General features: G+C 77.0%; 18 protein-coding genes. 8 read left to right on the top strand and 10 right to left on the bottom strand.

Features of this window, described 5'->3' with window-relative positions; translation table 11 throughout:
• Positions 1-125 precede the first annotated feature (125 nt).
• From ACI79R_RS22595 to eutC, 4 genes are all read left to right on the top strand, one after another.
• Positions 126-515 (top strand): hypothetical protein, encoded by a 390-nt coding sequence (locus ACI79R_RS22595; RefSeq protein ID WP_456575932.1) that lies wholly within the window; start codon positions 126-128, stop codon positions 513-515.
• A 123-nt stretch (positions 516-638) separates the two neighbouring features.
• Positions 639-1,544: an SDR family NAD(P)-dependent oxidoreductase gene (locus ACI79R_RS22590; RefSeq protein ID WP_456575931.1), complete on the top strand. Its 906-nt coding sequence runs from the start codon at positions 639-641 to the stop codon at positions 1,542-1,544.
• Positions 1,545-1,591: 47 nt separating this feature from the next.
• Positions 1,592-3,007 (top strand): ethanolamine ammonia-lyase subunit EutB, encoded by a 1,416-nt coding sequence (locus ACI79R_RS22585; RefSeq protein WP_456575930.1) that lies wholly within the window; start codon positions 1,592-1,594, stop codon positions 3,005-3,007.
• A complete protein-coding gene (gene eutC, locus ACI79R_RS22580; RefSeq protein WP_456575929.1) occupies positions 3,004-3,753 on the top strand; it encodes an ethanolamine ammonia-lyase subunit EutC in 750 nt (249 codons plus the stop codon). Before ACI79R_RS22585 ends, eutC begins: the two co-directional genes overlap by 4 nt.
• Before the next feature lie 9 nt (positions 3,754-3,762).
• Here the strand turns inward: eutC and ACI79R_RS22575 are convergent, their stop codons facing one another.
• Both ACI79R_RS22575 and ACI79R_RS22570 read right to left on the bottom strand, forming a co-directional pair.
• Positions 3,763-4,158, bottom strand: a complete 396-nt coding sequence (locus tag ACI79R_RS22575) for a nuclear transport factor 2 family protein (protein ID WP_456575928.1) — start codon at positions 4,156-4,158, stop codon at positions 3,763-3,765.
• A gap of 133 nt (positions 4,159-4,291) precedes the next feature.
• Positions 4,292-4,540 (bottom strand): hypothetical protein, encoded by a 249-nt coding sequence (locus ACI79R_RS22570; protein WP_456575927.1) that lies wholly within the window; start codon positions 4,538-4,540, stop codon positions 4,292-4,294.
• A gap of 19 nt (positions 4,541-4,559) precedes the next feature.
• Between ACI79R_RS22570 and ACI79R_RS22565 the strand changes: the two genes are divergently transcribed.
• Together ACI79R_RS22565 and ACI79R_RS22560 are read left to right on the top strand one after the other, a co-directional pair.
• Positions 4,560-5,201 carry a hypothetical protein gene (locus ACI79R_RS22565; RefSeq protein ID WP_456575926.1) on the top strand — a complete coding sequence of 214 codons (642 nt, stop codon included), beginning with the start codon at positions 4,560-4,562 and terminating at the stop codon, positions 5,199-5,201.
• Positions 5,202-5,319: 118 nt separating this feature from the next.
• A complete protein-coding gene (locus tag ACI79R_RS22560; RefSeq protein ID WP_456575925.1) occupies positions 5,320-6,492 on the top strand; it encodes a DUF222 domain-containing protein in 1,173 nt (390 codons plus the stop codon).
• 92 nt (positions 6,493-6,584) lie between these two features.
• Here the strand turns inward: ACI79R_RS22560 and cydC are convergent, their stop codons facing one another.
• From cydC to ACI79R_RS22545, 3 genes are read right to left on the bottom strand one after another with little or no spacing between them, the layout of a single operon-like run.
• Positions 6,585-9,962: a thiol reductant ABC exporter subunit CydC gene (gene cydC / locus ACI79R_RS22555; protein ID WP_456575924.1), complete on the bottom strand. Its 3,378-nt coding sequence runs from the start codon at positions 9,960-9,962 to the stop codon at positions 6,585-6,587.
• The gene (gene cydB / locus ACI79R_RS22550; RefSeq protein WP_456575923.1) at positions 9,959-10,978 is read right to left on the bottom strand and encodes a cytochrome d ubiquinol oxidase subunit II; all 1,020 of its coding nucleotides are present in this window, start codon (positions 10,976-10,978) and stop codon (positions 9,959-9,961) included. The genes cydC and cydB overlap by 4 nt, the downstream gene beginning before the upstream one ends.
• Before the next feature lie 15 nt (positions 10,979-10,993).
• Complete coding sequence (locus ACI79R_RS22545; RefSeq protein ID WP_456575922.1) at positions 10,994-12,565, bottom strand: cytochrome ubiquinol oxidase subunit I; 1,572 nt, start codon at positions 12,563-12,565, stop codon at positions 10,994-10,996.
• A 108-nt stretch (positions 12,566-12,673) separates the two neighbouring features.
• Here ACI79R_RS22545 and ACI79R_RS22540 point away from each other — a divergent pair, with 108 nt between their 5' ends.
• Together ACI79R_RS22540 and ACI79R_RS22535 are read left to right on the top strand one after the other, a co-directional pair.
• Positions 12,674-13,018, top strand: a complete 345-nt coding sequence (locus ACI79R_RS22540) for a BlaI/MecI/CopY family transcriptional regulator (RefSeq protein WP_456575921.1) — start codon at positions 12,674-12,676, stop codon at positions 13,016-13,018.
• 4 nt (positions 13,019-13,022) lie between these two features.
• Positions 13,023-13,955, top strand: coding sequence for a M48 family metalloprotease (locus ACI79R_RS22535; protein WP_456575920.1), 933 nt, complete (start codon positions 13,023-13,025; stop codon positions 13,953-13,955).
• A 56-nt stretch (positions 13,956-14,011) separates the two neighbouring features.
• On the opposite strand, the gene ACI79R_RS22530 is transcribed toward ACI79R_RS22535, so the two are convergent.
• From ACI79R_RS22530 to ACI79R_RS22510, 5 genes are all read right to left on the bottom strand, one after another.
• The gene (locus ACI79R_RS22530; RefSeq protein ID WP_456575919.1) at positions 14,012-16,252 is read right to left on the bottom strand and encodes a heavy metal translocating P-type ATPase; all 2,241 of its coding nucleotides are present in this window, start codon (positions 16,250-16,252) and stop codon (positions 14,012-14,014) included.
• A 9-nt stretch (positions 16,253-16,261) separates the two neighbouring features.
• Positions 16,262-17,218, bottom strand: coding sequence for a hypothetical protein (locus ACI79R_RS22525; RefSeq protein WP_456575918.1), 957 nt, complete (start codon positions 17,216-17,218; stop codon positions 16,262-16,264).
• Positions 17,219-17,243: 25 nt separating this feature from the next.
• Positions 17,244-17,453 carry a heavy-metal-associated domain-containing protein gene (locus ACI79R_RS22520; protein WP_456575917.1) on the bottom strand — a complete coding sequence of 70 codons (210 nt, stop codon included), beginning with the start codon at positions 17,451-17,453 and terminating at the stop codon, positions 17,244-17,246.
• Between the two features lie 25 nt (positions 17,454-17,478).
• Complete coding sequence (locus tag ACI79R_RS22515; protein ID WP_456575916.1) at positions 17,479-17,784, bottom strand: metal-sensitive transcriptional regulator; 306 nt, start codon at positions 17,782-17,784, stop codon at positions 17,479-17,481.
• Between the two features lie 125 nt (positions 17,785-17,909).
• Positions 17,910-18,305 carry a helix-turn-helix domain-containing protein gene (locus ACI79R_RS22510; protein WP_456575915.1) on the bottom strand — a complete coding sequence of 132 codons (396 nt, stop codon included), beginning with the start codon at positions 18,303-18,305 and terminating at the stop codon, positions 17,910-17,912.
• Positions 18,306-18,444 lie beyond the last annotated feature (139 nt).

Genomic DNA, 18,444 nt, shown 5'->3' with positions numbered 1-18,444 from the left:
GCTGCAACGGTTCGGACGCCGGAGCGCGGCGTGCCCGCGGGCCGGACGGGCAAACCGCCCGGCGAGGCGCGTCGCCCGATCGGAGGACGGCATCCGACGGGGGCCCGCGGGACGAAGGGGATGCGATGACCGTGCTGCTGGTGGACGTCGCCAACGTCGTGGGGGCCCGGCCCGACGGCTGGTGGCGGGACCGTGCGGGGGCGACCTCCCGGTTGCTGGCCCGGCTGGCCGGACTGCCCGGCCGGGCGCTGCCCGGGTCCGGCGGCACCTGCACGCAGGTCGTCGCCGTCGTCGAGGGAGCGGCGCGGGACGTGCCCGAGCCGGACGGCGTCCGGCTGGTGCGCGCGCCCGGCAGCGGCGACGACGCCCTGGTCGGCTGCGCGGAGGAGCTGGCCGCCGGCGCTCCGCCGCTCGTGGTGACCGCCGACCGGGGGCTGCGCGCCCGGCTGCCCGCCGGCACGCCGGTCACCGGCCCGGGGTGGCTGCTCGACCTGCTGGACGGCGTCGCGCCGTGACCGCCCGGCATGGCCGCTCCCGCGGCGGGGTAGCCCTGCGCCGTCCGCCGAGCCGAGGCGGTGCGGTGCGGCCCCCCTGGTCCCGACGTCCTCGGTCCCTCGATCCCAGGAGCTGATCCGCGCATGTCCGCACCCGCCGCCCCGCCGTCCGACGGCGCCCCGGCCGTCCTCGTGACCGGTGCCTCCAGCGGCATCGGGCGGGCCACCACCATGCGCTTTGCCGGCCGGGGCGCCCGGCTGGTGCTGGTCGCCCGCGGCCGGGAGTCGCTGGAGGAGACCGCCGCCGAGGCCCGGTCGGCCGGCGCGGCGGAGGTGCTGGTCTGCCCGGCCGACGTCGCCGACGCCGCCGGGGTGCAGCGGGCGGTGGACACGGTGGTGCAGCGGTTCGGCCGGCTCGACGTCGTCGTCCACGCCGCCCAGGTGATGGCCTACGGCCGGGTCGAGGACGTGCCGCGCGAGGCGTTCGAGGCCGTCGTCGACACCGCGCTGCACGGCACCGCCAACCTCGCCCGCACCGTGCTGCCGGTCTTCCGCCGGCAGGGCGCCGGGCACCTGGTGGTGGTGAGCTCGCTGCTCGCCGAGGTCAGCGCGCCGCTGATGGGCAGCTACGTCGCCGCCAAGTGGGGGCAGCTCGGGCTGGTCCGGACGCTGCAGCAGGAGGTCCGCGACGTCCCCGGCATCCGGATCTCGGCCGTCGCCCCGGGCGGCGTGAACACGCCCATCTACTCCCAGGGCGGCACGTGGGCCGGGCGCACCGGCCGGCCGCCGGTGCCGGTCTACTCCGCCGACCGGGTGGCCCGCTCGGTGCTGGCCCGGCTGGAGCATCCGCGCCGGCTGACCCACGCCGGCCTGTTCAACCCGCTGATCGTGGCCGGGTTCCGGCTGCTCCCGGGGGTGTACGACGCGCTGGTCGGCCCGCTGCTGCGCACGCTGGCGCTGGGCGGCGAGGAGCGGCCGCCGAGCGAGGGCAACGTGTTCCGGTCGCGGCCGGAGGGCAACGCGGTCGACGGGCGGTGGCGCTCGTTCTGAGCCGCGGTGGTTGACCGCCGCGGCGCCCGGCGGCGACGCTGACCGGCGTGACCGTCCGTCGCGGCACCGTGGGCGGCCACACCCACGAGTTCCCCACGCTGTCCGACCTGCTGGCCAAGGCGACGCCGGCCCGCTCCGGCGACGTCCTCGCCGGCTGCGCCGCGGGGTCCGCCGCCGAGCGGGTGGCCGCGCAGTCCGTGCTGGCCGACCTGTCCCTGGCGACCTTCCTGGAGGAGCAGGTCGTCGGCTACGACGAGGACGACGTCACCCGGCTGATCCTCGACACCCACGACCGGACGGCGTTCGCCCCGGTGGCCGCCCTGACGGTGGGGGAGTTCCGCGATCGGCTGCTGGCCTGGGCCGCGGCCGGCGACGAGGCCTCGATCAGCGCGCTGGCGCCCGGGCTGACCCCGGAGATGGTCGCCGCGACGGCCAAGATCATGCGCACCGCCGACCTGGTCGCCGTCGGCCGGCGGGCGCGGGTGGTCACCGGGCTGCGCAGCACGATCGGCCTGCCCGGCCGGATGGCGTCCCGGCTGCAGCCCAACCACCCCACCGACGATCCGCTGGGCGTCACGGCCGGCATCGTCGACGGGCTCCTGCACGGCGCCGGCGACGCGGTCATCGGCATCAACCCCGCCACCGACTCCCCGGCGCGCACCGTCGCGCTGCTCGAGCTGGTCGACGCGGTGATCGGCCGGTACGAGATCCCGACGCAGTCCTGCGTGCTCGCGCACGTCACCACCACGCTGCGCGCGCTGGAGCAGGGCGCGCCGGTGGACCTGGTCTTCCAGTCGGTGGCCGGCACCCAGGAGGCCAACCGGGCCTTCGGGGTCACCCTCGACCTGCTGGCCGAGGCCCGCGCCGGCGCCCTGGCCCTCGGCCGCGGCACGGTGGGCGAGAACGTCACCTACTTTGAGACCGGCCAGGGATCGGCGCTGTCGGCCGGGGCGCACCTGGGCGTCGGCGGCCGGCCGGTGGACCAGCAGACGCTGGAGGCCCGGGCCTACGGCGTCGCCCGGCACTTCTCGCCGCTGCTGGTGAACACCGTCGTCGGCTTCATCGGGCCGGAGTACCTCTACGACGGCAAGCAGGTGCTGCGCGCCGGCCTGGAGGACCACTTCTGCGGCAAGCTGCTCGGCCTGCCCATGGGCGTGGACGTCTGCTACACCAACCACGCCGAGGTCGACGGCGACGACACCGACGCGCTCGTGCTGCTGCTCGGCGCGGCCGGCTGCTCGTTCGTGATCGCCGTCCCCGGTTCGGACGACGTGATGCTGCACTACCAGTCGCTGTCGTTCTCCGACGTCCTCACCGCCCGGCAGGTGCTCGGGTTGCGGCCGGCGCCGGAGTTCGAGGCGTGGCTGGCGCGGATGGACCTGCTGGACGGCGACGGCCGGGTGCGCCAGCTGCCCGCGGATGCGCCGGCCGTGCGGGCGCTGATGGCGGCGGCGTCGTCGTGACCGGCCCGCATCGCCATTCGCGCGCGAACGGCGGCGACCCGTGGACGGCGCTGCGGCGGGCCACCCGCGCGCGGGTCGCGCTCGGCCGGGCCGGCGACGGGCTGCCCACGGCGCGCGAGCTGGAGTTCCGTGCCGCGCACGCCGCCGCCCGCGACGCGGTGCACGCCCCGCTGGACGCCGGTCTGCTCCGCACCGACCTGGCCGGGCACGAGGTGCTGGAGGTCTCCTCGGCGGCGCCCGACCGCGCCACCTACCTGCAGCGCCCCGACCTGGGCCGGCAGCTGGCCGACGGCGCCGTCCTCCCGCGTACCGGCGCCGACCTCGCCGTGGTGCTCGCCGACGGGCTGTCCCCGCGGGCGGTGCACGCGCACGCGCCCGGGCTGGTGGCCGCCCTGCTGGCCCGCCTGCCCGGCTGGTCGGTGGCACCGCTGGTGGTCGCCCGGCAGGCGCGCGTGGCGCTCGGCGACGCGATCGGCGCGGCCCTGGGAGTGCGCGCGGTCGTCGTGCTGATCGGCGAGCGGCCGGGGCTGTCGGCCGCGGACTCGCTCGGCGCCTACCTCACCTGGGCGCCGCGGCCGGGGCGGGTGGACGCCGAGCGCAACTGCGTCTCCAACGTCCGCCCGCCGCACGGCCTGTCCTACGGGCAGGCCGCCGACACGATCGCCGCACTGCTCGCGGCGGCCCGGGAGCTCGGCGCCTCGGGCGTCGCGCTCAAGGACGAGGGGCCGGTGCTGCCGCCGGGCTGACCCGGCGGATCAGGCGAAGAAGGCGTCGAAGGCCGCCGCCTCGGTGGGGGCGTTCCAGAACTCGGCCAGCCGCCCGTCCGCGTCGAAGCGGGCGACGTGGGCGCACAGGGTGTCCAGGTGCCGCTCCCCGCGGTGCGCGGTGAACCGGACGAGGGCCGTGCCGTGCGCGTCGTCGGCGCACACCAGCAACGCCTCCGCCCGGAGGCTGTTCTCGGTCATCTCCATGGCGCGGGCAAACATCCCGAAGACGGCCTCCGGGCCCTCGTACGTGCCGGACAGCTGCGAGCCGCCCGGCTCGTGCCAGCGGATGTCGTCGCGCCACAGCTCGGTGAGCGTGGTGAGGTCGCCCTTGGAGAAGGCCTCGTAGCCCTCCCGCATGCGGGCGAGGTTGGGGTGGTCGGACATGGCGCTTCCCCTCCCGAGGTCGGTCCCCCGTGGACGGCGGGAGCAGTGTCGACCCGGGCGTGCGCCCGCCGGAACCGGATCGGCCGCGCGCCGGAGTGGCGGTGGCGCTGCGTCCGTGCGGTGCGTCCGGGTGTCAGCGGCGCCGGCGCAGCCGGGCCGCGAGCCGGGCCCGCCGCCCGGCGGGCGCGCCCGGCGCGGGCTCCGGGTCCGGCTCGGGGACGGCGGCCGCGGCGGCGTGCCGCTCGTGCAGCCGCGCCCGGACGTCCTCGGGCGAGTAGGCGCGGCGCTGCCGCTCGCCGCGGACCAGCACGGCACCGGTGGCGGCGACGCCGGCGAGACCGGCCAGGCCGAGGAGCTTCCAGGTCTGCTTGGGCAGGCGCACGGTCGCCTAACGTAGCCGCGTGCCCCCGCCCCGCGCGCTCGCCCTGGACGAGGCCGTCGAGCTGACCCGTACCGGCGACGTCTGGGTGTTCCGCGGTGCCTCGCTGGCCGACCGCGCGATCCGGGCGGTGACCAACGCGCCGGTCAACCACGTCGGCATGGCCGTGGTGCTCGAGGACCTCCCGCCGCTGATGTGGCACGCCGAGCTCGGCCGCTCGCTGCCCGACGCCTGGACCGGCGAGCACCAGCGCGGCGTGCAGCTGCACGACCTGCGCGACGCGGTGACCACCTGGCGGCAGCGCTACGGCCAGCGGGCGTGGCTGCGGCAGCTGGTCGGGCCCGCCGACGACGGCGGGGTGACGCCGGCCATGGAGGACGCCGTCCTGCGGACCATCGCCCGCTTCGACGGCCGGCCGTTCCCGACCACCCGCGGGCTGGTGCGGGGATGGCTCAACGGCCGGCTGCGCCGGGGCACGTCGGCGGAGACGGTGTTCTGCGCGGAGCTGGTCGCCACGACCTACACCGCGATGGGGCTGCTGCCGCCCGACCGGCCGCGCAACTGGTACGACCCCGGCAGCTTCTGGTCCGGTGACGACCTGCCGCTGCTGCTGAGGGCGAGGCTGGGGCCGGAGATCCCGGTGGACGTGCCGGCGGGGAGCTAGGCCGCAGCCGGAATCGCGCTTCTGGCACCTGGCCGAGATTCACTCCTGGGGCTGGGCTCGGGGCTCTGACCTGCGCTTTCATCTTGCCGCGCACCCCTCGCTCCGTTAGACTTCGTACATGTGTTCGACGCTTGATCCGGGAGGCGATGTCCTCGACGTGATCGCTGTCGGGGTCGCCGAGCGCAACCGGCGGGACGCCGAGCTGACGCGGCAGGTGCGGGCGGCGGACCTCTCGCAGGCGGCCGAGCGGGACGGGCTGAAGGCGATGACCTCGTGGTTGAAGGGCCACTGCCGGATGGCGGGGCCCGAGGCGCTGCGGCTGGTGCGCAACGGCCGCGCGCTGGAACACCTGCCGGCGCTGGCCGAGGCGTTCGCGGCGGGGCTGGTGAGTGCGCAGCAGGTGCACATTGCCGCCGACGCGGTCACCCCGTCCCGGCTCGCGGCCGCGGCGGCGCAGGGGATCGACCTGGCGGTGATCGACGCTGTCTTGACGCAGGTGGCCATCGACCAGCCGGTCGAGAGCCTGGTGCAGGTGGTGAAGAAGTACGTCGACAACCTCGATCCCGACGGCCCCGAACCCGACCCGACCGAGCAGCGGTCGTTGACGATCAGCCGGCACGCCGACGGCACCGTCACCTTCTCCGGCACGCTGGACGCCGTCGGCGGGGAGAAGCTGCAGACCGTCATCGAGGCCCATTCCCAGGCCGACCGGCCCGCCGACGACACCCGCACCCGCGCCCAGCGGCAGGCCGACGCCCTCGTCCAGGCCATCGACAACACCCTCGCCGCAGGCAACCTGCCGGTCCTGCGCACCCGCAAGCCCCAGGTGCTGGCCACCATCCCGCTGTCCGACCTCGCCTCTCCCGCTACCGCACGCGGTGCGGGGCGGATGGGGTTCGGTGCCGCCATCTCCGCCGCCCGCGCCCGGTGGCTGGCCTGCGACGGGGAGATCACCCGCCTGGTCATGGGTCCCGACGGTCAGCCGCTGGACGTCGGCAGGACCGCCCGCGTCGTGCCCCCGCACCTGCGGCGGGCGGTCGAAGCCCGGGACGGGGCCTGCGTGTTCGCCGGCTGCACCGCTCCGACGCACTGGTGCGACGTCCACCACCTGGTGCACTGGATCGACGGTGGCGCCACCAGCCTGGACAACTCCGCGCTGCTGTGCGAGCGGCACCACACCAAGGTGCACCACGGGTTCCGCGTCGAACGGCAACCCGACGGCCGATGGCGCACCCTCCGGCCTGACGGCACCGAGATCGGCACCCCCGCACCGCTGCGCGCCGCCGCCTGACCCGCCCGCCTGCCCCGAGCACCGGCTGCCCGCCGCCGCGCCCCGCGCGGACGGCGGCACCGGCATGCCCGCGCCCGCCCCCGTCCCGCCCCTCAGCCGGCCAGCGCCGCCGCCCGCCGGTCCAGCGTCACCACGGTGTCGCCGGGCTGCTCCAGGTGGTCGTCGTGGGTCACGCAGACGACCACCCGCCCGGCCAGCGCCGTCCGCAGGTCGTGCACCAGCGCGGCGGCGGTGGGCGGGTCCAGGTGCGCGGTCGGCTCGTCGAGCAGGACGACGTCGCGGTCGGCCAGCAGCGCGCGGGCCGCGGCCAGCCGCCGGCGCTCGCCGCCCGACAGCGCCGTGCCGCCGGCGCCGACCGGCGTGTCCAGCCCGTCCGGCAGGGCGGCGAGCAGGCCGCCCAGCCCGGCCGCGGTGAGCGCGGCGCGCATCCGGGCCTCGCCCTCGGCGCCGTCGAGCGCGCCCCGCGGCGCGGCCAGCGCGAGGTTGGCGCGGATGGTGGAGGCGAAGACGTGCGCCTCCTGCGGCAGCCAGGCCATCCGCGACCGGACGTCGGCCGTCGTCAGCCGCTCGGCCGGCACGTCGCCCAGCGTGTACGCGCCCGACCGCGGCCGCATCGCCGCCATGAGCACCGCCAGCAGGGTCGACTTCCCGGCGCCCGAGGGGCCGCGCACGACCAGCCAGCCGCCGGTGCCGGCCTCGGCGGACAGCCCGCGCAGCACGTCCGGGCCGCCCGGCCAGCCGGCAGTGAGCTCCTCGACGGCGAGCCGGTCGACGGGGGCCGGCGCGGGCAGCGGCGCGGCCGGCTCGGCGGGCACCGGCGCGGTGAGGACGGCGTCGAGCCGGGCCCGCGCGTCGGCCAGCGCCCCCCGCCGCTGCAGCGCCGTGACCAGCCCCGACAGCGGCTCGGCCAGCGCGAGCGGCGCGAGGGCCACCACCGCGACCGCCGGGCCGGTGACGCCGTCCGCCGTGCCGGCGAGGGTGGCGACCACGGCCGCCAGCCCGGTGCCCAGCACGACGAGACCCGTGCCGAGGGCCCCGGCGCGGTCGCCGGTACGGGCGGCCGCGGACCGGCGGCGGCCGACGCGGGTGAGGTCCGCGGCGGTCGCCGTCCCGAGGCCGTGCGCCCGCAGGTCGGCCGCACCCTCGAGCGCGGTGGCGGTGTCCCGCAGCGCGCCGATCCGCAGCTCCGCCTCCTCCCGGGCCGCGCCGGCGTCGACCCGCCGGTGCACCAGCAGCACCAGGACGACGGCGGCGAGCAGCACGAGCGCCGCGGCGCCGGCGGCGGCCGGCGACACCAGCGCGAGCGCCGCGACGGTGCCGAGGGTGACGGTGCCCGCCACCAGGGCCGGGGGCAGCACCCGCACGGTGAGGTCCTGCACCAGGCCGACGTCCCCGACCACCCGGGCCAGCGCGGCGCCGGGGGTGCGCTCGGCGGCGATGCCCTGGCGGGCCAGCGCCGACCACACCCGCACCCGCAGGTCGGCGGCGAGCCGGAGGGCGGCGTCGTGCGCCAGCATCCGTTCGAGCCACCGCAGGACGGCGCGGCCGATCCCGAACGCGCGCACGCCGACGATCGCGACCAGCAGCGTGAGCACCGGCGGCATCTCCGCGGCCCGCACGATCAGCCAGCCGGAGACGGCGGTGAGCGCGACCCCGGCACCGGCCGACAGCGTGCCCGCCGTGACCGCGCGGGCCAGGGCGCGCCGCGGCCGGCCGGGGGGCTCCGCGCCGGGGGCGCGCACGGGCGCCGGGTCGTCGTCCGGCTGCGGGCGGGCCGGGGGCGCGGCGGCGGGGACGGCGGGCGCGGGCAGCGTCACCGCGCGGTCGGCCGGCGCGGCCAGCGCCGGGTCGTGGGTCACCAGCAGCACGGTGACCGTGCCGCGCAGGCCGGCGAGCACCGCGGCGACCCGTGCGGTCGCCTCCTCGTCCAGGTGCGCGGTGGGCTCGTCGAGCAGCAGCAGGCGGGCGCCGCGGCGGATCCGCACCAGCGCCCGCGCGAGCGCCACCCGCTGCAGCTCGCCGGGGGAGAGCGTGGTGCAGGCACGGCCGGCCAGGTGCTCCGCGCCCACCCGCGCCAGCGCCTCCACCACGAAGGCCTCGCCGACGACCTCGTCGACGCCGGGCGCCGAGCCGGCGTGCCGGCGCAGCTCGTCGGCGACGGTGGCGCCCGTGGTGCGGGGGTGCTGCGGCACCCAGGCCACGCCGCCGGCCGGCACGCCGGTGACGGTGCCGCCCACCGCGGCGTCGGCCCCGACCAGCCCGGCGAGGACGGCGAGCAGCGTCGACTTGCCCGATCCGCTCGGGCCGCGCAGCGCGACGAGCTCGCCCGGGCGGACGGCGAGGTCCACCGGCGGGAGCGCCGGCACCGCGCGGCCGGGGTACCGCACGGTCAGCCCGGTGACGGCGAGGTCGGCGCCGCGCGGGTCGTCGTCCTCACCGGCCGCGACGACCGACCGGCCGTCCTCGGCGGCCAGCACCGCGCGAGCCTCCGTCGCGGCCAGGGCGGCGGCCTCGTTGGCGTGGTGCGCCGAGCCGAGCGCGCGCAGCGGCGCGAACGCCTCGGGAGCCAGCAGCAGCGCCGTCAGGCCGACCGCGAGCGGCAGCGTGCCCTCGACCAGCCGCAGCCCGACGGTCACCGCGACCAGCGCCACCGACAGCGTGGCGATCAGCTCGAGCACCAGCGAGGAGAGGAAGGCCAGCCGCAGGGTGGCCAGCGTGCGCCGGCGCGAGGCGTCACCGAGCTCGGCCAGCGCCGCGGCCTGGTCGGCGGCCCGGCCCAGGCCCACGAGCACCGGCAGCCCGCGGACCAGCTCGGACACGTGCGCGGCGATCCGGTCCAGCGCCCGGGCCGCCGCGGTCGTGCCGTCGCGGGTGGCCAGGCCGACCAGCACCATGAACAGCGGCACCAGCGGCAGGGTGACCGCCACCAGCCCGGCCGAGAGCAGGTCGGTGACGGCGAGGACGGCCAGCAGGGCCGGTGGGACGACCAGCGTCTGGGCGAGCGCCGGGAGGTACGCGGCCAGGCCGGGTCCGAGATCGGCCAGCCGGGTGGTGGCCAGCACCGCGGCCGGGCCGGGACCGCCGGCGGCGGTGACCGCGGCGGGGGAGGAGGCCAGCCGGTCCAGCAGGCGGGCCCGCAGCCGCTCCTCCGCGCGGCGGGCGTCGCGGGCGGCCGCCAGCTCGCCGAGGGTGCCGGCCGCCGAGCGCAGCGCGACACCGGCAGTGGCCAGCACCAGCGGCCCGGCCAGGTCGCCGTCGGCGTGCCCGGCCGCGCGGGCCACGGCGTGCGCCAGCCCGGCGGCCAGCAGCACCAGCCCCGCGGTCTGGCCGAGGGCGGCCAGCGCGGCGCGGACCAGCGCCCCGGGCAGTCCCGGGACGCCGGCCAGCGGGGCCAGCGGCCCCCGGGGCCCGCCATTCGCGCGCGAATGGCGAGCGGGGCGCCCGGCCTTCGCGCGCGGAGGGCGGGTCACGCGCCCACCCCGGCGGGCGTCTCCTCGTGCACCGGCTCGGCGGTCAGCCGCTTGCGGAAGACCCAGTAGGTCCACGCCTGGTAGGCCAGCACCACCGGCAGGCCCACCGCGGCGACCCACGTCATGACCGTCAGCGTGTAGTCGCTGACCGAGGCCGCCGACACCGTGAGGTCGAAGGCCGCGTCGATGGTCGAGGGGACGACCACCGGATACGCCGCGCCGAACAGCGTGGCCGCCGCGGCGACCAGGAAGGCCGCCCAGCCGAGGAACGCCCGTCCCTCCCGGTCCAGCCGCACCTGCGTCCAGGTGAGGACGACGGCGAGCGCGGCGACCAGCCACAGCACGGCGGTGGCCGGCGTGCCCTGGCGCAGGTGCACCAGACCGGCCCAGGCCAGCAGCGGCAGCCCCGCCACCGGCGACCAGCGCAGCGCGAACGCCCGGGCCCGCAGCCGCACCGGGCCGTCGACCTTGAGCGCGAGGAACAGCGCCCCGTGCACCAGCGAGAAGCCGAGCACCGCGGCCGCGCCGAGCAGCGCCGACCAGCCGACGCCGGCGAAGCTGCCGCCCACCCGCGTGCCGTCGGCGTCGATCGGCAGGCCGAGCGTGGTGGCGCCCAGCGCGGCGCCCACGCCGAGCGCGGCGATCAGCGAGCCGGTGGTGATGACGGTGGTCCAGGTGCGGTCCCACCGCGGGTCGTGCGAGCTGTGCCGCCACTCGAAGGCCACCGCGCGGACGATCAGCCCGAGCAGCACCAGCACGAAGGGCAGGTACAGCGCCGGCAGCCAGGTGGCGTACCAGCCGGGGAAGGCGGCGAAGACCGCGCCCGTGGCGGTGATCAGCCAGACCTCGTTGCCGTCCCAGACCGGGCCGATGCTGCGCAGCATCAGGTGCTTGTCGGCGGTGCGCCGGCCGAGCACGGGCAGCAGGGCGGCGACGCCGAAGTCGAAGCCCTCGAGCAGGAGGAAGCCGGTCCACAGCACCGCGACGGCGGCGAACCAGAGGGTCTGCAGGTCCATGTCGAGCTCCCGGGCTCAGTGGGCGAAGGAGAGGACGTCGTCGTCGGCGCGCCGGTCGCCGTCCGGACCGCCGCCCGTGCCCGGCTCCGCGTCGTCGACCGCGGGCGGGGTCGGCGTTCCGTCGCCGGTGGTGACGCCGCGGCGGACGAACCGGGTGATCAGGCCGATCTCGATGACGGCGAGCACGCCGTAGACCAGGCCGAGGGAGATCAGCGACGTCCACACCTCCCCGGCGCTGACGCCGGGCGAGACGGCCTGCGCGGTGAAGAAGTACACCTGCTCGTCCACGGGGACGTCGGGGTTCGGGTAGACGACGAAGGGCTGGCGGCCCATCTCGGTGAAGATCCAGCCGGTCGCGTTGGCCACGAACGGCGCCCCGACGGCGAGCAGCGAGCCGTAGACGCCGATCCGCGAGGTCGGCACCCGGCCGCGCCGGGTGGCCCACAGGGCGTAGGCGGCCACGCCGGCCGACACCGCGCCCATGCCGATCATGAGCCGGAAGCTCCAGTAGGTGACGGCGAGCAGCGGGGTGTAGTCGATCGGCCGGCCGGCGCGGTCGCCGAACGACGGGTCGTCGGGGTAGGTCGCGCCGTAGACCGCCGCGTACTCCTCCTGCAGCTCGTTCACGCCGGGCACCGCGGTGCTGAAGTCGCCGTGGGCGAGGAAGGAGAGGACGTAGGGGATCGTCCAGGAGTGCACGTCGTCGCACTCGTTGGAGCCGAACTTGGCGACGGCGAAGATCGAGAACGACGCCGGGGCCTCGGTCTCGCACAGCGCCTCGGCCGAGCTCATCTTCAGCGGCTGCTGCTGGTACATGAGCTTGCCCTGCCAGTCGCCGGTGAGCGCGACCAGCACGAACGCCGCCAGCGACACCCAGCCGCCCAAGCGCACCGAGCGGCGCCACACCATGTCATCCCCACCCTGGGCCGCGACCTCCTCGACCGGGCGCTCCTCGAGCTTCCGCTTGCGCAGGTGCCACAGCCCGATGCCGACCAGCAGGGCGCCGGCGACCATGAGTGCGGCGACGATCGCGTGGCTGAAGGCGGCCAGCGCGGTGTTGTTGGTCAGGACGGCGAGGAAGTCCACCTGCAGCGGCCGGCCGGTCTCGTCGTCGGTGACGACCCCGACGGGGTGCTGCATCCACGAGTTGGCCGCGATGATGAAGTACGCGCTGACGATCGAGCCGATGACCGCGGCCCACAGCGCGGCGAGGTGCAGCTTCTTCGGGATCCGGCCCCAGCCGAAGATCCACAGGCCGAGGAAGGTCGACTCGAGGAAGAAGGCCAGCAGGGCCTCCAGGGCCAGCAGCGAGCCGAAGACATCTCCGACGAAGCGTGAGTACTCGCTCCAGGCCAGGCCGAACTGGAACTCCTGGACCAGGCCGGTCGCGACGCCGAGCACGAAGTTGATCAGGTAGATGCGGCCCCAGAAGCGGGTCATCCGCAGCCACTCGGGCTTGTCCGTCCGCACCCAGAGCGTGTGCATGACCGCGACCAGGATCCCCAGCCCGATGGTCAGCGGGACCATCAGGAAGTGGTAGACGGTCGTGATGCCGAACTGCCAGCGGGCGATGTCGAGCACGTCCACCGCGCTTCTCCTCAGGTCGTGGGCCGACGTATCCTTTCTACGTCGCGTAGAAGAAAACTTCTACGGCTTGTAGAAAAGAAGCGTGTGACACGCAGGACAGGAGCGCGGATGGCCTCGCTGGGTGATCTGGAGCGGACCGTCATGGACCGGCTGTGGGCGGCCGGGGAGGCGCTGTCGGCCGCGGAGCTGCGCGACGCGCTGGCCGACCGGGGCCTGGCGCTGACCACCGTGCACACGGTGCTCGGCCGGCTGGAGGCCAAGGGTTTCGTCGAGCACGACGACGCCCGCCCGCGCCGGTTCCGCGCCCGCGCCAGCCGTGAGGACCACGCCGCCGAGCTCATGCACGAGGTGCTCGGCCGCTCCGGCGACCGGCAGGCGGTGCTCGCCCGGTTCGTCGGCAGCGTCAGCGAGGACGAGGCCCGGCTGCTGCGCGAGCTGCTCGCCGGGGGCTGACCCCGTGCTGCCCGCCACCGCGGCGGCGCTGGCGGTGCTCGCCGCGCTGCTGGCCTGGCCGGTGCCGGCGCTGCTGGGCCGGGCGCGCTGGCCGCGCCGCGATCCGCTGGTCGCCCTGGTCTGCTGGCAGGCCATCGGCCTGGCCGGCGGCCTGTCGATCATCGGTGCGCTGCTGGTGCACGGGCTGGCGCCGTGGGGGCACTCGCTGCCCGAGGCCGGCTGGGCGGTGCTCACCGGGCACCCGGCCGAGGAGCGGGTCCGCGGCGACCACTGGGTCGCCCTGACCCTGGCCGGGGTGCTCGCCGCCGAGCTGCTCGGGGTGCTGCTGCTGTCGTGGGTGCGCACCGCCCGCGCCCGCCGCCGGCACCGGGAGCTGCTCGAGCTCGTCGTCCGGCCCTCCGCGGATCCCGAGGCGCGGCTGCTCGAGCACCCCGCGCCGGCGGCCTTCTGCATCCCCGGCGCGCGGCCGCTGGTCGTCGTCTCCTCGGGCATGGTGGCCGAGCTGGACGACGCCCAGCTCGCCGCCGTCGTCGCGCACGAGCGGGCGCACCTGCGCGAGCACCACCACCTGCTGCTGCTGCCGTTCGTCGCCTGGGAGGCGGCGCTGCCCGTGCTGCCGGCCGCCGCCCGGGCGCACGCGGCGGTGCGGGAGCTGGTGGAGATGCGCGCCGACGACGTCGCGCTGGCCGCCCTCGGCGGCGCCGCGCACCGGCGCACGCTGGCGCAGGCGATCGTGGCCGCCGCGGGCGGGCCCGGCGGCGGGGCGGGGGTGCCGTCGGGAGCGCTGGCGGTCAGCGGGGGAGCGGTGGCCGCGCGCGTCGTCCGGCTGCTGCAGCCGCCGGCCCCCCTGCCGGCCGCCGCCCGCGCCGGGGCGCTGGCCGCGGCCGGGCTGCTGCTGCTCGTGCCGACCGCGCTGCTGCTCCTGCCCGCCCTCTGACGCCTTTCGCGCGCGAACGGCGACCGCCTTCCGCGCGCGAACGGCGGGATCCGGGCTCAGAGCGGGGCGAACCGCCGCAGCCGCAGGCTGTTGGTCACCACGAACACCGAGCTGAACGCCATGGCCGCGCCGGCGATCATCGGGTTGAGCAGCCCGGCCATCGCCAGCGGGATCGCCGCCACGTTGTAGGCGAACGCCCAGAACAGGTTGCCCTTGATCACCGCGAGCGTCCGGCGGGACAGCCGGACGGCGTCGGCGGCGGTGCGCAGGTCGCCGCGGACCAGCGTGAGGTCGCTGGCCTGGATGGCGACGTCGGTGCCGGTGCCCATCGCCAGCCCGAGGTCGGCCTGGGCGAGCGCGGCTGCGTCGTTGACGCCGTCGCCGACCATCGCCACGACGTGCCCGTCGTCCTGCAGCCGCCGGACGACGTCGACCTTGTCCTGCGGCAGCACCTCGGCGATCACCTCGTCGATGCCGACCTGGCCGGCCACGGTGCGGGCGGCCGCGGCGTTGTCGCCGGTCAGCAGCACCGGCCGCAGCCCGAGGCCGCGCAGCCGGGCGACCGCCTCGGCCGAGCCCTCCTTGACCGCGTCGGCGACGACCAGCACGCCCCGCGCGGCGCCGTCCCAGCCGACGGCGACCGCCGTCCGGCCGGCGGCCTCCGCCTCGGCGGCGGCGCGCTCGAGCGCCTCGGGCAGGGACATCGACCAGTCGGCCAGCAGCCGCCGTCGGCCGACGACGACCGCCGTCCCCTCGACGACGCCCTGCACGCCCAGCCCCTCCACGTTGGTGAACCCCTCGACGGGCGGCAGGGCCCCGGCGCGCTCGGCCGCCCCGCGGGCGACCGCCTGGGCGATCGGGTGCTCGGAGGCGTCCTCCAGGGCACCGGCCAGCCGCAGCACCCGGTCGGCGTCCTCGCCCGGCGCCGGGACGACGTCCTGCAGCGTCATGCGGCCGGTGGTGACCGTGCCGGTCTTGTCGAGGACGACGGTGTCGACCGTGCGGGTGCTCTCCAGCACCTCGGGGCCGCGGATGAGGATGCCCAGCTGGGCGCCGCGGCCGGTGCCGACCATCAGCGCCGTCGGCGTGGCCAGCCCCAGCGCGCAGGGGCAGGCGATGATCAGCACCGCGACCGCGGCCGGGAAGGCAGCGGCCAGGCCCGCGCCGGTGCCGATCCAGAAGCCGAGCGTGGCCACCGCCAGGGCCAGCACGACCGGCACGAAGACCCCGGACACCCGGTCGGCCAGCCGCTGCACCTGGGCCTTGCCGTCCTGCGCCTCCTCGACCAGCCGGGCCATCTGCGCCAGCTGCGTCTCCGCGCCCACCCGGGTCGCGCGCACGAGCAGCCGGCCGCCGGCGTTCACCGTCGCGCCGACCACGGCGTCGCCGGGGCCGACCTCCACCGGCACCGGCTCGCCGGTGAGCAGGGAGGTGTCGACGGCCGAGGAGCCCTCGGTGACCTCGCCGTCGGTGGCGATCTTCTCGCCCGGCCGCACGAGGAAGACGTCGCCGACCACGAGCTCGCCCACCGGGATGCGCCGCTCGGTGCCGCCGCGCAGCACGGCGACGTCCTTGGCGCCCATCTCCAGCAGCGCCCGCAGCGCGGCACCGGCCCGCCGCTTGGACCGGGCCTCGGCGTACCGGCCGGCCAGCAGGAAGGTGGTCACCCCGGCGGCGGCCTCCAGGTAGATGTCGCCGCTGCCGTCGGTGCGGGCGAGGGTGAAGGAGAACGGGTGCACCATGCCCGGCTCCCCGGCGGTGCCGAGGAACAGCGCGTACAGCGACCACAGGAACGCCGCGCCGGTGCCGAGGGTGACCAGGGTGTCCATGGTCGCGGCGCCGTGCCGCAGGTTGGTCCAGGTGGCCCGGTGGAACGGCCAGCCGCCCCACACCACGACCGGCGCGGCGAGGGTGAGCGAGAGCCACTGCCAGTACTCGAACTGCAGCGCCGGCACCATCGCCAGCACGACCACCGGCACGGTCAGGACGGCGGAGACCAGCAGCCGCCGCCGGAGCGCGCCGTCCGCGTCGTCCCGCGCGGGCTCGGCGTCGGGTTCCGGTTCGGGCGTGGGCACCGTCGCGGTGTAGCCGGTCTTCTCGACGGTGGCGACGAGGTCCTCGGGCGTGACGCCGTCGGCGTAGCTCACCCGCGCCTTCTCGGTGGCGTAGTTGACCGTGGCCGTGACGCCGTCGAGCCGGTTGAGCTTCTTCTCCACGCGGGCCGCGCACGAGGCGCAGGTCATCCCGCCGATCAGCAGCTCGATCTCGTGCGGCGCGGGGGTGGTGCCGGTGTCCATCGGAAGTCCTCAGTTCCCGTGGCCGTGGTCGGCGGAGCCGTCGTGGGCCGGGGTGTCGGGTGCGGGCGTGCCGCCGGCCGGAGCGGGACCGGCGGTCACGGTGAAGGCGGCGGTGTGCACGACGTCGCCGTGCCGGAAGTCCAGGAACAGCCGGTAGGTGCCGGCCGAGGGCGCGGTGGCGGCGAACCGGACGTGCGGGCCGGGGGCGACGCCCGGGTCGCCGGGCTCGCCGTCGGTGGGGTGCACGTGCAGGTAGGCGAGGTCGCCGGCGCGCAGTGCCACCAGGTGCCCGTAGGCGCCGAGGTAGGGCTGCAGGTCGCGGACGGGGACGCCGTCCCGGCTGACGCTGAGCGTCAGCTCCGTCTCCCGGCCGGGCACCAGCTCGCCGGTCAGCACGACGGTGTAGCCGTCGACCTCCGCGGTGAGCGACGGCTCGGGCAGGGGAGCGGGGGTGTACTCGCCCGGCACCGAGAGGTCGGCGCCCAGCACGAGCGCGGGGCCCCCGGCCGGGGTGGTGTCGGCCAGCAGCCGCCAGCTGCCCGGGGTGAGGTCGAGCGACGTCGTCCAGGTGCCGTCGGCGGCCATCTCGGGGTGCACGTGCTGGTAGCCGGAGAGGTCGCGGCGGACGGCGACCAGGTGCAGGTCCTCGCCGTGCTCCTCGGTGTAGGCGGTCAGCGGCGCGCCGTCGGCGCCGAGCACGCGGAAGGCGACCGGGGTGGCCGGGCCGGCGGGCAGGACGCCGCTGTCCAGCGCGAGGGTGACGCCCTGGTCGGAGACCTGCAGGCCGCCGGGGAGCGGCGCGCCGGCGGCCGGCTCGGCGGTCGCCGACGCGGGAGCCGTCATGCCCTCGTGCCCGGCGTCCGCGGGCTCGCCGAGCGGGCCGACGGCGCTGCCGATCCCAACGGTGGCGGCGAAGACGGCGGCCAGGCCGGCGGTGAACGCGGCGAGGCGGGCGGGGGTGTTCATCGTCCCTCCCGGGGGACCGGCCGGGTCAGCGCCCGGCGATCTGGTAGCCGGCCTCCTCGACGGCGGCGGCCACGGCCGCGTCGTCGACGGGGGCGTCGCTGCGCACGGTCAGGGCGCCGCTGTCGAGGTCGACGGACACCTCGGTGACGCCCGGCAGGTCGCCGACCTCCTGGGTCACCGCGTTCACGCAGTGGCTGCAGGTCATGCCGACGACGGTGTAGGTGGCGGTGCTCATGGTGGGTCCTCTCACGGGGATGGGTTCAGGAACGGACGAGGCGGGCGATCGCCTCGGAGGCCTCGCGGACCTTCTCCTCGGCCTCGCGGCCGCCGGCCTGCGCGGCCTGGACCACGCAGTGGCCCATGTGCTCCTCGAGCAGGCCGAGCGCGACCGACTGGAGGGCCTTCGTCATGGCCGAGACCTGCGTGAGGATGTCGATGCAGTACTTCTCCTCCTCGACCATCCGCTGCAGGCCGCGGGCCTGCCCCTCGATCCGGCGCAGCCGCTTCAGGTAGTCGTCCTTGCGGTGGATGTAGCCGTGCGGGGCGTGCCCGGCGGTGTCCTCCATGTGCCCTCCTGCGGTGCGTCCCGGTCCGACGCCAGAAACCATACCCCCCTTGGGTACCTGGCGCACGTGACCCCGCACACGCGAGAGGGGCGGCACCGCGGTGCGGTGCCGCCCCTCTCGGCGGGTCAGGGTCGCGACGGGGATGGGTCGCCGTCGCGGCCGGCGCGCTCGGCGCGCAGCCGGTCGACGGTGCCCTGGAGCTCCTCGCTGTGCGCCCGGGCGTCGGCGAGCTCGTCCTGCAGGCCGAGGATGACCTCGGCCGAGGAGAGGCTGTGCCCGTCGTCGAGCAGTCCCCGGAGGCGGGCCGCCACGGCCAGCTGGTGGCGGGAGTAGCGGCGGTGGCCGCCGGGGGAGCGGTGCGGCTGGAGGACGCCGGAGCCGTCCAGGCTGCGCAGGAAGGCGGCCTGGACGCCGAGCAGGTCCGCGGCCTGGCTCATGGTGAGGGCCGGGAAGTCGGGGTCGTCCAGCCGGTGGAGGGGGTCGCGGCCGGGATCGGGGCGCGCGCCGCGTGCTGCGGCCATGGGACCTCCTCGCAGGAACGGTCGGGGGGGGGGGGGGGGGGGGGGGGGGGGGGGGGGGGGGGGGGGGGGGGGGGGGGGGGGGGGGGGGGGGGGGGGGGGGGCGGGCGGGGTGATACTCGATCCTCAGCCAGGATCGCCC

It is taken from the genome of Blastococcus sp. SYSU D00820, assembly GCF_054050695.1.
The sequence above is the reverse complement of the archived record's forward strand: the minus strand, read 5'-3'. Positions and strand labels throughout refer to the sequence as shown.